Source organism: Streptococcus suis, from assembly GCF_019794615.1.
In the GTDB taxonomy this organism is placed as follows: domain Bacteria; phylum Bacillota; class Bacilli; order Lactobacillales; family Streptococcaceae; genus Streptococcus; species Streptococcus suis_AI.
The window spans coordinates 1-14,757 of sequence record NZ_JAIMDU010000047.1; the positions used below are offsets into that span (position 1 = coordinate 1).

Below are 14,757 nucleotides of genomic sequence, written 5' to 3' on the forward strand. Positions count from 1 at the left end.
TTGAGGCTCACAAAAGGGAAAAATCGCTACTTAACGTGGCGATTTTTCTTTTTATAGGGTGCTAATCCGGTGATAGGACGGGAATAACTAACTATGGGAATGATTCGATTAGGATTGATCCACTTTGGATTTAGTAGCCAGCTTATCAGCTTTTTGCTTCTCCCTACGTTGTCTGAAAAAATCTTGCATCATTTGGGCACACTCCTCTTCCAATATTCCCTTTTCCACCTCTACTCGATGATTCAGACGGACGTCCGCTAAAATATCATAAAGACTCCCAGCAGCACCAAACTTTTGATTGGTGGCTCCATAAATCACCCTTGGAATGCGTGCGAGACCAATAGCCCCGCTACACATGACACAGGGTTCAATTGTCACAAAAAGTGTGGTCTCAAGCAACCTCCAATTCCCCTCAACACGATTAGCCTCTTGAATCGCCATAACTTCAGCATGCATAATCGCCTGATTGAGCTCTTCACGCGCATTGTGGCCTCTACCAATAATCTGCCCTTCCTTCACAATTACGCAACCGATTGGGATTTCATCTTTTTCAAGAGATTTTCGTGCCTCTTCTAAGGCTTGTCTCATAAAATATTCTTTTTCTTCGTCTGTATAGTGCATAGGTCTATTATATCAGAAAATCCGAAACGAACTCTTTCGCTAATGGAAATTTCGAAAAAGAAATAAAGATACTTGAGAATAAGTAACCATTCTTTAGCGTGATACCCTCTCCAACTTTGAAGAATCGAATTGATGGCTAAGCCAGTAACCTCATATACTCAGATGATGATTTAAATTCTTAGAAGTGACGCAAATTATCTTCCGACTTTAAACAATGAAATCGAATCGAACTCCTTCCCTTTTTTCCCATCCAATGCAAGAAATCAACTACTCTAGGTACAATGATTTCTATTTTATTGCAAATTGGATTCGTTAGCATCTGACATTTTAGGTGTGCCAAATAAATAATTTAAACATTGTTAACAAATTGATTTTTTTCTGTTATAATATCTTTCATCAGAAAGAAGTGACACTATGAAAAAAACAAAAATATCGCTTAGTGAAGTAAATCAAAGTATTGCTGTTCCAAAAAATGGTGGTTTTTTCAAGACTCTAAAGGCATTTTTAGGACCTGGAGCACTAGTAGCTGTTGGTTATATGGATCCAGGGAACTGGATTACTAGTGTTATAGGTGGTGCCAGTTATAAATACCTTTTATTATCTGTTATCTTGATATCTTCTCTTATTGCCATGCAACTGCAACAAATGGCCGGAAAGTTAGGTATTGTTACTCGCCAAGATTTAGCCCAAATGACAGCAGCACATTTACCTAGTTGGCTACGCTATCTGCTGTTTATCGTCATAGAATTAGCCTTAATGGCGACTGATTTGGCTGAGGTTATTGGTTCTGGTATTGCTCTTCATTTACTCTTTGGCTGGCCATTACTGTTCTCCATTCTCATTACCATACTGGATGTATTCTTACTCTTGTCACTGATGAAATTGGGTTTTCGAAAAATAGAAGCCGTGGTAACAACGTTAATTTTAACTATTCTAGGCATTTTCATTTATCTAGTAGCATTGTCCAAACCTAGTTTTTCAGGGATTCTACACGGATATCTTCCTCATCTCTCTATATTCAACCTTCATCAAACTACTACTAATAGCCAACTAACTCTAGCTCTTGGTATCATTGGCGCTACAGTCATGCCACACAATCTCTATCTGCACTCGTCCATTTCACAGACACGGAAAGTAAATTATGAAGATAATAAGTCAATCTCTGAAGCGGTACGCTTTATGAGTTGGGATTCAAACTTACAACTAAGCCTAGCATTTTTTGTCAATTCTTTACTTCTCATTCTTGGAGCCACACTATTTTACGGACACTCTAGTGATATCAGTGCATTTTCACAAATGTATAATGCACTCAATGACTCCTCAGTTGCAGGGAGTATTGCTAGCGGCTTCTTATCAACTTTATTTGCAGTCGCTTTATTGGCTAGTGGTCAGAATTCAACCATCACAGGAACACTGACTGGACAGATTGTCACAGAAGGCTTTCTTAACCTCAAACTCCCACAATGGAGTATCCGATTAACAACTCGACTCTTAGCCTTATTACCAGTAGTCATTGTTGCTGTATTTTACGGGGATAATGAAGCCGTTCTAGATCAACTAATTGTCTATTCACAAGTATTCCTCTCACTTGCTCTGCCATTTTCTATCTTTCCACTTGTTTACTTTACGTCTAACCCCAAAATAATGGGAAATATGGTTAATGCCCGTTGGAACACTCTTTTCGGCTACCTTGTGGCTTTCATATTAACCTTACTCAACTTCAAACTTATCTATGATATTTTATTTCCCTATTGATTTTTTAAACCAATAGGCAACTACAATTAAAAGCGCTCAACACAAACGCAGGATGATATCTCTCCATTAGAATAATCATTGTGCGTTTTTTTTGATTGTCATACTCAAGGAAAATCAAAAGTAGCCTAGTTTCAACTATCTGGGAGATAGTCGGAGGCTAGAAAAATTGAGGCTGGGCAGAAAGTCCAGCCTCGCTTCTCAGAGTTCGTGTCAACATCTCAGCGCAGTGGTTGATTGGCTTTAACAGTCTGGGAGACTGTTAAAGGTAGGAGATAAGATTTGCACAGCAAATCTCAGCAGTTCGTGTTTCACACTCCAAATCTGACCATAACGACTGTTGCGAACAAAGTTCGCTTTATCTCCAACCTCCAAAGGTTCCCCGAACCTTTGGAGCTGTGCGGTGGTGGGAGTGAAACAGTCTGGGGATAGACTGTTTCAGCTCAACAACTTAAAACGAAAAATTGTTGACAAACTCTTTTTTTGTCTGGTCGAGTTCTTTCCCACTCCCGTCATTACGCCGAAGATAGAACTCTGTTACTTTCTCATTTCAAGGTTACAGGCTGGGAGCTTTTCACTCATAAAGGCTCTTGACAACGGATTATGTTGATTTTCGAAGAGTATCAATGTTCAAAATCACATAGTATTGTCCATAACAATTGAAACGAACTTGAAAAACAGCCCCGAAAGGCTGTTTCTGACATTTTATTACAATTCACCAACTAATTTCACAACATTTTCTACTGTAAAGCCATAGTTGTCAATAACTGTTTGGGCTGGAGCTGAGGCACCGAACGTGTCGATACCAAGAACTTTACCGTCAAGACCGACATACTTGTACCAACTTTGAGTTGCACCCATTTCAATGGCCAATCGACGACGGATGGTATTTGGAAGAATTTCTTCCTTATAAGCTGCATCTTGTGCATCAAAGAGCTCAGTAGACGGTACAGAAACCACACGAACCTTAGTGCCTGATGCTTCTAGCTCTTTGGCAGCTTTTACAGCTAAGTTCACTTCTGAACCAGATGCAAGAAGGATGGTATCAAAGCCTGATGCTTCATAGACAACGTAAGCACCTTTTGAAACCTTGTCAAAGGCTGTTCCTTCTTCAACTGTCAAGTTTTGACGAGTGAGAACAAGGGCTGATGGTGTTGATTTGCTGGTCAATGACAAGTACCAAGCTGCCTGTGTTTCACGCGCATCTGCTGGACGGAAGACATTGAGGTTTGGCATGGCACGAAGTCCTGCCAAGTGCTCGATTGGCTCGTGAGTTGGGCCATCTTCACCGACTGCAATTGAATCATGCGTAAAGATATAAGTCACAGGAAGACCTTGAAGGGCTGACAAACGAACTGCTGCCTTCACATAGTCTGAGAAGACGAAGAAGGTACCACCGAAAACGCGAAGTCCACCGTGTGCTGCCATACCATTCAAGATAGTACCCATAGCAAATTCACGCACACCGAATTGGATATTGCGATTCAGAGGATTAGCAGAGTCTTGAAGTCCTTCCCCCTTAATGACAGTCATATTTGAGTGTGCCAAGTCAGCTGAACCACCAAAGAAATTTGGTAATACTGCCGCTGCTGCATTTATCGCGTCTTGTGATGAGTTACGAGTTGCTTGTGAGAAACCATTTTCATAGACAGGGAAATCAGCTTCTGTCAACTCAGCCAATTCACGACCTTCCAAGATAGCTGTTACTTCTGCAGCCAATTCTGGATGTGCTACTTTGTAGTCTTCCACCAATTTCACCCAAGCATCATACGCAGCTGCTCCACGGTCAGCTACATTAGCTTTGAAGTCCGCATAGACTTCAGCTGGAATTTCAAACGGAGCATAGTTCCAATCAAGTGCCTTACGAGTTGCTTCTGCCTCTTCTGGACCAAGAGGAGCACCGTGAGCCGCATTGCTTCCAGCTTTATTTGGCGAACCATAACCAATAACTGTTTTGATTTCGATAAGTGATGGTTTACCAGCAGCTTTTGCTTTTTCAATAGCCGCAAAGATGGCATCTACATCTGTACCATCTGTTACGAGGTCTGTATGCCAACCATATGCATCGTAACGTGCACGTACACTTTCTGTAAAGGCATCTTTCGTTTCACCATCCAAGTTGATGTCATTTGAATCATAGAGAACGATGAGTTTTTCTAATTTTTGAAGACCTGCATAGGAAGCAGCCTCTGAAGAAACACCCTCCATCAAGTCGCCGTCACCACAGATTACGTAGGTATAGTGATCAAAGATTGGGAAGCCATTGCGGTTGTACTTAGCAGCAAGGTAACGCTCTGCTTGCGCAAATCCTGTCGCAGTTGAAATCCCTTGTCCAAGAGGACCTGTAGTCGCATCTACACCTGTTGTATGACCAAATTCTGGGTGACCTGGTGTTTTTGAACCCCATTGACGGAAATTCTTGATTTCATCCATTGTGACATCTTCAAATCCTGACAAATGAAGGAGGCCATAAAGAAGCATGGAGCCATGGCCGGCTGATAAGATGAAACGATCACGGTTAATCCAATTCGGTTGGGATGGATTTACACGAAGCTCTTTAGTAAAGAGGCTATAAGCCATTGGGGCTGCACCCATAACGATGCCAGGGTGACCTGATTTCGATTTCTCAATGGCATCAATACCAAGGAATCGAATCGCATTGACTGAAAGATTTGACATGATTTTCTCCTTTTATAAAGTCATGTTTTCATTATACCATAAAGCGTTTTCTATGTCTGTCAGAATATTCTTGTTTCTATATAACGAAATTTTTTTGAGAGAAGGGGAATCAATAAATGTATGAAACAAATTACAATTTTTGAAATCTAAGTAAATTCTTCATTAAAAAAACGCATAGAATCATTGTGTTACTAAACCTTTGATTCTATGCGTTTTATAATGTGGTCTATCTCAATAATTTTACTACATTTTGAGCTTTTCCCAAAAACTGTAAAAACTATTGTTACGACCGAAGAATTCTATTCTTCTGATTTTTTGTTTCTTCCTTGTGCAGCAACTGTCAAACCAAGTCCAGCAAGTCCGAGACCTAGAAGTGCCAAATCACTTTGGCGGTCACCTGTAGCTGGTAGGCTTTCTTTGTTTGATGCACTTGTGGTTTGTTCAGACACTTGAGCTGTTGGAGTAGAAAGACTTGGTTTTAATTCCTCTTGCTTAACAATTGGATCTGACTTAGCTACCTCTTGTGTTATTTCCTTACTACCTTGAACAACAATCCGTGCCTCGCCATCTACAACTGTTTCTGATAACAAGTTAGTAGCGATCACCTTGCCGTCAACCAAGACATCTTGATAAACCAAGACTCTCTTACCTGCCTTACCTTCTTGAAGCACATAAGATTGACCTTTTGCAAGAGTCGCATCATAGCGAACTTCCTCTGCAATTGGAAGGACAGATTCTTCTGTACGTTCTTTCGTAGTAAAGTCTAAGGTTGGTTTTTCTTCAGCAGTAGGTGCTGTATCTGGAACTTCTGTAACTAAACTACCTTGAACAACAATCCGTGCCTCGCCATCTACAACTGTTTCTGATAACAAGTTAGTAGCGATCACCTTGCCGTCAACCAAGACATCTTGATAAACCAAGACTCTCTTACCTGCTTTACCTTCTTGAAGCACATAAGATTGACCTTTTGCAAGAGTTTCATCATAGCGAACTTCCTCTGCAATTGGAAGGACAGATTCTTCTGTACGTTCTTTCGTAGTAAAGTCTAAGGCTGGTTTTTCTTCAGCAGTAGGTGCTATATCTGGAACTTCTGTAACTAAACCACCTTGAACAACAATCCGTGCCTCGCCATCTACAACTGTTTCTGATAACAAGTTAGTAGCGATCACCTTGCCGTCAACCAAGACATCTTGATAAACCAAGACTCTCTTACCTGCTTTACCTTCTTGAAGCACATAAGATTGACCTTTTGCAAGAGTTTCATCATAGCGAACTTCCTCTGCAATTGGGAGGACAGATTCTTCTGTACGTTCTTTCGTAGTAAAGTCTAAGGTTGGTTTTTCTTCAGCAGTAGGTGCTGTATCTGGAACTTCTGTGATGATATAAGGCAAACGAATCACTGTTGCAGTCAAAGGTGCAAGAACAACTGCACTATCAGTCAATTCGACACCCACTAAATCAGACAATGCTTCTACACCTGCACGTTCACCATCAACTAATACTTGACCCTGCAGTAAGTCTTTGTAAATATCTGAAAGAACAAAACTACGTTCCTTACTGTCAGCATTGACAAAGACAGCATAGCGATCACCGTTGCTTGCAATGGTTTGATAGGCAATAACCACATCATTTGTAGCAATACCATTCTGACCTGGAATTGAAATCAAGCTAACCATTTGATCGACTTGGTCTTTTGTTCCCAAACGGAAGGCATCTGTAGATTTGCGCAAGGCAATCAATCCTTTTGTAAAGGCCTGAGTACGGGTATTCTCTGGATAGAGCGCCTCATCTGTCGCTTTGGTCCAGTCAAACTTGTTGACGGCATCAGATGAATCGTAAGAGTCATGAATGTAGTATGGGTAATCAAATGGTGTACCATCAGCATTTGTCAACAAATGAGCTTTGTTCGGCACTTGATCTTCTGCTACAGGGTACTGATAATCAGGGTGAAGGAACTGTTTGGTCCGTCCATACTCCTGACCAGAATGGATGAACGGTGTCCCTTGAGCAGTCAAAACTAGCAAGTTACCCAAACGTTGCCGTTGGTGAATTTCCGTGTAATTTTCAGCGATTGATGGATCCTTCTTGATGGACTGAGCAATGATATCAAAGAGCGTCAAGTTATCATGCGCAGCAATATATTGGATCACATCACCTGGATCATCTGCCAAGAAGTTGCCTGGTTGTGCCTTGATGTTATTAAAGACAGATTCTACACTCTTAGCACCGCCTGTGATAAAGGCTGGCTGACCTTCGTTTGGATAACCAGATTTAAGTGTATTGCGAATTTCATCTGAGAATACCGCAACCGTATCAGTTGAACTCATCCAGTCTTGGTCCGCTGGCTGAACAGGCTGATTGGCATCACCTGTAAAGGTTCTCCATCCTTCACCAAGCATAATAATGTTTGGATTGAGTTTTTTAGCTTCAGTAAAGGCCAGCTCAATCGCTTCGGCATCATGGTCCCCCATCATATCGAAACGGAAACCATCTACCTTAAACTCGTCCACAAGATACTTGATGGAATCAACTAAGACACGACGGCTCATGTAGTGAGTGGTTCCCAGACGACCACCACCAAAGCTTGATTTAGCCGTACCATCTGCCTCCATGAAGTGATAATAGTTTGGCTCTAAATCTTCAAATAAGAAAGTCTTAGAAGTGTGGTTATACACCACATCCAAAATCACACCCATGCCTTGTTTGTGAATTTCATTTACCAGGTTTTTGAACTCTTCAATGCGTTTCATTGGATCTGTCGGATCTGTAGAATACATACCTGTAAAGGCAAAGTAGCTTTGTGGATCATAACCCCAGTTATAGTTACTGTTGCTTGATGCATACTCACTCATCCGCTCTGCATTTTTCAATTCATTGACAAAATAGTAGCTCATAACTGGGAGCAGTTGAATATGGGTCACACCCAGTTCTTTTAGGTAGCTGAGACGTTCTGCAAAGGCCGCAAAGGTGCCAAATTGAGCTGTCAATTCATCGGAAATAGCAGGATCTGATGTGAAGTCACGAACATGTGCTTCATAGATAATCGCATCTTCACGCTGATTGAAGTTAGGAATTGTGGCATAGTTCAAATCACTTGGACCAACTTCTGATGGATCCACAATCGCAGCTTTTGCAATACGATAAGATGGATCTGTATCTGCCAAATCACTATTCCACTCAGCTAAAGACTTAGCATATGGATCTAAAACAAGAACAGATTGATCCCCACGAGTGATTTCATAATGGTAGTAGTAACCACGATAGTCCGCGATACCAAGACCTGATTGACCATTCAATTCAAGATCCCATTGTCCTTTATCACCCTTGGTCATGGCTAATTTACCGACCACCTTAGATTGGTCATCCTTATCATAAAGAACAACTGCTACACTGTCTGCACTTGGAGACCAGAGAGTCATATCAACGACACTACCAGCCTGACTCACACGCGCACCAAGTTCTCCATCATAAGCATAGAGCTCATCCTTCAATTGCCAGCTCATAGTTGTTGTGAAGCTATCATTGCCATATTTGAGGGTATAGCCCGCATTTTCTTGGTTGAAATCCCCGAGGACTCGCACCTTGTTGCTCGTAGCATCCAAGACAAGGTCCGTCACAGCAACTGTCTGACCATTTTTATCTGTTACAGACAATTTCTCCAAGATGCTATCCTTATCCGCACCTTCAAGCGTTGTAAAGGCTGCTTCTAAAGCTGTTAGGCTAACATGAGAAACGCCTGTTACACGGACATTATTGACAAAATACGGATTAGTGTAGATGGTTGGATCATCATCTTTGAGGAAGATTTGTGTCTGATTTTTCAAATCTGTAAAGCTATAATCTTTCTGCTGAATCTTCACATCATCTCCTGACTTGCTTTCATCCAATAGCAGGAAGCCAATGGAACTTGGTAAATCTGTCAATTTGACATCGATATAGGCACCATACTTGCCTTGGTTTTCAAAATCAATACCATTTGGCCAGTCACCCAAGGCAACATCTGTCACATCTCCCCAGATCCAGAGACCTTTTTGGTCATATTCGCCATCTGTACGGAAGTAATTGATACGGATATAGCCTTCTTTGAGTGGTTGATAGAGGCTGAGTTGATAGTTTTCATCAAACCAAGCTTCATTCATCTTGGTGCTAATCCGTTCAATGACCTTATCACCTGTGATGTTCTCACCAGAAGTGTTATTAATCAAAAGACTAATCTTGCTAGCTGTTTCGTCTTTCATCTTGATGTCCAGATAATAGCCATAGTCATCCTGTTTAGCGGTACTGAAATTGGTTGCACCTGTAGGCCAAGCACCAACATCTGACGATGGTTTTTCGACATCATCCCATGTCCATAAACCTAAGCTAGATAGATTATCAGATGGTAGAGTTTTAAAGTGAACACGGAAGTAGCCTGCTTCAATTGGTTCTTCAGTTGCTCCTTGTACACTTGCATTGACGATGTCACCTGCTTGAGTCTGAAGGAGCATGGTGCCACCTTGACCGATCGTTGGAAGTTCGACTTGAACAACCCATTTACCGTCTTTCTCGATAGCTTGATAAGATTTTCCTGTGTAGGCATCTGTTACAACCACATCTTTACCAGATACTTCAAGCGCTATTTCCTTGCTCTCGGTATTGGTTGAGAAGACAAGATAGGCAGCTTGATCTTGGTAACTGCGTTTGCTGATAAGCCAACCTTGGCTATCATTTCCAGCAAGGGTGCTTGTATCACCACGTGAGAGCAATGTTGAATTGACATTACGGAAAGCCAACAATTTTTGGTAATGGTCCTCTATGTCACTTGTCTCTACCTTACTCCAATCGAAATCGTACCGGTTGTCATAAACTGGCCAGTTGTTTTGTCCAGATTGACCTAATTCTTCACCGTAGTAGATGACTGGCTGACCTTTAGCAGTAATCAAGAGACTAGCAGCCAATTTCAGTTTATCCAGATTTCCTTCTTTTTCTGCGCCACCGAGACTGTAAAGGAAACCATCTTCGTCATGACTACCCAAGAATTGACCCAGAGAAGCTGCGCTAGTAAGAACCTTGCTACGCTCTTCTAGCTCTTTTCCAGCTGCTTTCAGTTGACCATTGACTAAATACTTGGCGATATCCTTGAAGCCAAAGTCCAACAAGCTGTCCATAGTACCGATTCCCAAGTCACCCTTGGTATCTTTATAGTTAGCTCCCCAAGATTCTCCAATCAAGTGGAAGTCAGGGTCTCTATCCACCAATTCATTTTTGAAATGTTGCCATGTGGTATCATCAACGTGTTTGACTGTATCAACACGGAAACCATAGATTGAATTACCTTTAGCAGTTGTTGAGCGTTCCAACCAAGATGCCTGCCAAGCAACCAATTGATCGCGAACTGTAGCTTCTTCTGTCTTGAAGTCTGGTAATCCAGATAATGAACCTAATTGGTCATCTCCCTGCTTATCTTCTTCCTTAGTCCGTACCATACCTGCAAAGGTTTCTTCTGTACCATAGCCTGCATGGTTAAGCACCACATCAACAATAATATTGATGCCTTTTTCGGCTGCGGCATCAATCAATTCATGGAAATCAGCTAAACTTCCCAAATGCGGATTAAGTTTCTCAAAATTGGATGCCCAATAACCATGGTAAGCATAGTAATCTCCGTCTGTAGCGCTACCAACATTCTGTGGAATATTTTCAACAATTGGTGTCAACCAGATAGAATCCACACCCAATTCTTTCAAGTAATCCAGCTTGGCTGTCACTCCTTTGAAGTCACCACCTTGGTAAAGACCGCGAGGATTGGTCACATCTCCGTCAACCACCTGATCATTGCTAACGTCACCATTGTAGAAACGGTCGGTCATCATGAAGTAGATGACTTGCTCGTCCCAGTCTTTTTCACCTTCTGCCTTAATGCGCTCCGTAATGGTCACATCCAATTTTGTTTCGTAGTAACCATTGTCTTTATCATAGACTTTTACAGGAAGACTATATGTACCTGGCGCTGTGCTAGACGTCGCTTTAATGGTCACACGATTGAGCTCTGTAGAGATTGGCACAAGACCTCCGCCGATGGCACTTGTATCGACTTCCATTTTAACTATTTCAGCATTTTCAGGGTTAGTGACAGTTACAGATACCAAGCCGCTTTCATTGTAGTTGAATGGTGCTTTGCTACTAGCCTCAACAGTCACATTTTTTGTACCCGGAGTAGCTTTACTTGTATCTAATTCTACTTTCTCTTCGATAAAATATGGATTTGTGTAAACTTTGTCGTCATCGTTTCGAAGGAATATTTGGCTATGACGTTTACGATCTGCAAAAGCTAAATCAATCGATTTATTGCCAGCAAGATCTGGATTATTCTGATTGATTAGTAGAAATCCAAGCTTAGAATCTAAACCATTCGATAGAGGAATGTCAACATAAGCACCATATTTCCCAATTTGAAAATCAACAGCGCCAGTTGGCCAACCATCACTCGCTTCAGTCGTATCTCCCCAAGTCCATACGCCCCAACCATCATAATTGTTGTCTTCACGTGTGTAATTGATGCGGAGAACATTGTCATCCTTGAGTGGCTCATAGCTAGAAACAGTATAATCGCTAGCAATCCACGCCTCATTTTGTTCCGGAACAAGAAGCTCCACTTTTTGGTCCGATTCTGTTATTTTTTCCCCATCTTTAAGGACCAAATAACCGATTGTGCCTGGTGTCTCAGATTTTTTAATATCAACATAATGGCCGTAGTCATCCACTTGGCTACTTGAGAAATTCACCGTATCAGTTGGCCATTTATTCCCATCAGATGGTGTTTCAACTCCTCCCCAAGTCCACAAACCTTGACTTTCTGGTGCTGTTTCGTCTACATTTTCAAAGTGCAGACGAATACTACCTTCTTCAATTGGTGCTTCTGCTGGGGTGGATAATGTAGCTGTTTCTGCTGCAGCTCTTTCTGCCACAGGTGTTTCAGTAGTTGCCAGCGGTTCTGCCGATGCATTATCTACTGTTTCAACAACCTCAGTTACTGCTGGAGTCTCAACTGTTTCTGATACTCCAGTTGAATTTGATGTAGACTCAGTCACAGTTTCTTCTGAACTTGGTGCTATATCCAAGGCTGTAGGCGTAGCCTCTGCAACTGGGGCTGGCTCGACTGTTTCGACAGGCTGCTCAGAAACATTGGTTATAATAGCTTCCGCAGGAGTAGCCACTTCCTCAGCATGAACTGTTTGACCAGGTCCAGACATTAAAAAGGCTGTCGCAATACCGACGGATGCAACTCCTATCGTAAACTTACGAATTCCAAAAATTTCCTTTTTTTCGAACATAGGAGCTTTCCTATGTAAACGGAAACGACTTTTATTCATACCATTCTCCTTTGGTGTGTATAATATAATAATAGTATATACAAAAGAATTTCTTTTGCAAACGTTTTCTTAAATGTTACCGGTAACAGCTTTCCTGATCAAAAAAGGGATTGTCCTCGTTTTTTATCCAGTCATCCTACCTATCTACACTGGATTTTACAACCCCTCTATTTGTCATGTAGCATCATTCATTTTATGCTCTAGTACTTTCTCTCACTACCAAGCTAGCTTGGCAATATCGCTTTTGTTCCTTTAATTCACAGCCCTCCACCAAAGTCATTAACTGCTTAACAGTGATTCTCCCCATTTTTCGGAACGGTTGCCGCATAGTGGTTAATTGAGGACGAGAAACACGGTCAATAAATATTCCATCAAATCCAATAATCCCATAATCTTCTGGGACTCTCTTTGATGAAAACAATAACCCTCGCTCAATACCAAGCGCTATGCGATCAGAAGCACATATAAAACAAGTATTGGGTGATAACAAGTCCAATTGTCTTATAAAGTCTTCTGCTACCCTAGACCTATTTTCTAGACGATAAATTTTGGGGGGATGTCCCGATTCCTCCATTGCCTCAACATATCCAGCTTCCCTAGATTGTGCAAAGGCATCGGGCAAATCTATACCAACAAATACGACCTGTTCATAGCCTTTCTCAAAGGCAAAGCGACTTGCTTGGTAGGTTGCTTCCTTATTATGTGTATCTACAAACGGGAGTCCCACCATATTTTCACCAAATAAGACTACAGGTTTCATCAACCTCCGCAGCCACCCATAATCTTCTATACGCGCACCTGTGACAATGTAGCCGTCACATTGTTCTGTCACTTGATTCCGATCCGTCACAATTTGCATTGTATAGTTTTTTTCGCTCAGTCCGAGTGAAATTCCTGCTACCAACTCAGCATAATAAGGCTCGACAGTTTCCATTTCTTCTAGGATAATGACTTGAACTGTCAGAGTTCGTTGTTGTGCAAGGGCTTTTGCCACAACATTCGGTTGGTAATCTAACTCTTTCATTGCTAACAAGACCAATTGTTTTAACTCTTCCGTTACTAGTTCTGGATGATTCAGAACCCTGGAAACTGTCATCTTTGAAACATTGGCCCTTTTCGCCACATCTGCCAACGTCGTCATATATCTCCTCTCCTATTTTCTAGCCAAAATATGCAAACGTTTTCTTGATGTTATTATATATTATTTACTACTAAAAAGTAAAGCCCTTTCATCACATTATTTTACAAGAATTTTCTGAATGACCCTCGAATCTGTTTTTTAAATTATAAAAGGCCTATTTATTAGACCTTTTTACTTTTTAAAAAAATGATGTCGACATACCTCTTGAGAACTGACATTGAGCTTAATCCCAGTCATGTCTTCTTGTTATAGATAGAACTCTTTCACTTTCTAATTTTATGGTAACATGCTGAAAAACTACACTTAAATTTTCACTCATCTGGAATTTTGTTGATTTTCGAAAAATTTAATCATCATACAATCCTATCAATAACAACTATACTCCAGCAGGGGGATAAATATAACTTACCGTTCCCTCACTGGTTGTTGTTGGATCAAAATATCCACGAACGTTACTTGGATAATAGGAGCCAGCATAGTTTGATTCCATGACTTGAATTTGACCATCGGTAGCCACATCTGTCACATAGGCAACATGCCCATAGCCACCATTTTCATCTGTCCAGACTGCAATTGCGCCAACTTTTGGTATTGTTCCAACTTCATAGCCTAATGAAGCTGCACTGGCTGCCCAATCTCCGGCATTTCCCCAATAGTTCCCAACCCATGGAGCCATTTCTTTTGCTCCCCATGTACATTGACCTGCTGGGTAAGTATTGGATGTATATTCAACCGTCACATCTGAAACCATATTTGTAGCTAATGCTGCTTGTGCTGCAGCTTCGGCAGCTGCTTTCTCCACCGCAGCCTGCTCTGCCTCCCTTTTCTCAGCTGTTTCTTTTTGAGTTAAAGCTGAGACTGTCGGAGTATCACTTACGGCTGTATCCTCTGCATGAACTGTTATTACTCCAAGCCATAATAAGCCTCCCGTAAACATTGCAAGCATGGCTACTTTACTTAATTGAGAATGTATTTGAAATTTCAAATCAATTTTTCCTTTCTTTTTTCTATTCCATCTATCCTATTAGAAATTTCTTTCATAGAACTTAAAATAATATGACAAATATGATAGATAGGTTGCAATTTGTTCACAATTCGATTTCTCATGCTATAATCCCATCTTTGACAGTTTGAAATGACAAAAACCTCCCTAACCCTATGTATATCAAGGGTTTAGAGAGGTTTTCTTTTTATATCAAAAATGCGTACTTT

Annotated in this window: 6 protein-coding genes; 1 reads left to right on the forward strand and 5 read right to left on the reverse strand. The window is 41.1% G+C overall.

Annotated elements, in window-relative coordinates; genetic code table 11:
- Positions 1 to 108 precede the first annotated feature (108 nt).
- Entirely contained in the window at positions 109 to 621 is a 513-nt protein-coding gene (tadA, locus tag K6V43_RS10455) for a tRNA adenosine(34) deaminase TadA (protein WP_160864318.1), read from the reverse strand.
- A gap of 414 nt (positions 622 to 1,035) precedes the next feature.
- Here tadA and K6V43_RS10460 point away from each other — a divergent pair, with 414 nt between their 5' ends.
- A complete protein-coding gene (locus tag K6V43_RS10460; RefSeq protein ID WP_222367889.1) occupies positions 1,036 to 2,376 on the forward strand; it encodes an Nramp family divalent metal transporter in 1,341 nt (446 codons plus the stop codon).
- A gap of 705 nt (positions 2,377 to 3,081) precedes the next feature.
- Here K6V43_RS10460 and tkt read toward each other — a convergent pair.
- The 4 genes from tkt to K6V43_RS10480 all read right to left on the reverse strand — a co-directional run bounded on the left by tkt (position 3,082) and on the right by K6V43_RS10480 (position 14,491).
- Entirely contained in the window at positions 3,082 to 5,052 is a 1,971-nt protein-coding gene (gene tkt, locus K6V43_RS10465) for a transketolase (RefSeq protein ID WP_222383032.1), read from the reverse strand.
- Between the two features lie 299 nt (positions 5,053 to 5,351).
- Positions 5,352 to 12,404, reverse strand: coding sequence for a pullulanase (locus K6V43_RS10470; protein ID WP_222383033.1), 7,053 nt, complete (start codon positions 12,402 to 12,404; stop codon positions 5,352 to 5,354).
- Positions 12,405 to 12,597: 193 nt separating this feature from the next.
- Complete coding sequence (locus tag K6V43_RS10475; protein WP_172007004.1) at positions 12,598 to 13,545, reverse strand: LacI family DNA-binding transcriptional regulator; 948 nt, start codon at positions 13,543 to 13,545, stop codon at positions 12,598 to 12,600.
- A 376-nt stretch (positions 13,546 to 13,921) separates the two neighbouring features.
- Complete coding sequence (locus K6V43_RS10480; protein ID WP_222383034.1) at positions 13,922 to 14,491, reverse strand: CHAP domain-containing protein; 570 nt, start codon at positions 14,489 to 14,491, stop codon at positions 13,922 to 13,924.
- Positions 14,492 to 14,757: the final 266 nt, after the last annotated feature.

What these genes read in the sequence shown, in the direction of transcription:
- tadA (WP_160864318.1), bottom strand. Translation starts at nt 621, where the DNA reads ATGCACTATACAGACGAAGAAAAAGAATATTTTATGAGACAAGCCTTA.
- K6V43_RS10460 (WP_222367889.1), top strand. Translation starts at nt 1,036, where the DNA reads ATGAAAAAAACAAAAATATCGCTTAGTGAAGTAAATCAAAGTATTGCT.
- tkt (WP_222383032.1), bottom strand. Translation starts at nt 5,052, where the DNA reads ATGTCAAATCTTTCAGTCAATGCGATTCGATTCCTTGGTATTGATGCC.
- K6V43_RS10470 (WP_222383033.1), bottom strand. Translation starts at nt 12,404, where the DNA reads ATGAATAAAAGTCGTTTCCGTTTACATAGGAAAGCTCCTATGTTCGAA.
- K6V43_RS10475 (WP_172007004.1), bottom strand. Translation starts at nt 13,545, where the DNA reads ATGACGACGTTGGCAGATGTGGCGAAAAGGGCCAATGTTTCAAAGATG.
- K6V43_RS10480 (WP_222383034.1), bottom strand. Translation starts at nt 14,491, where the DNA reads ATGCTTGCAATGTTTACGGGAGGCTTATTATGGCTTGGAGTAATAACA.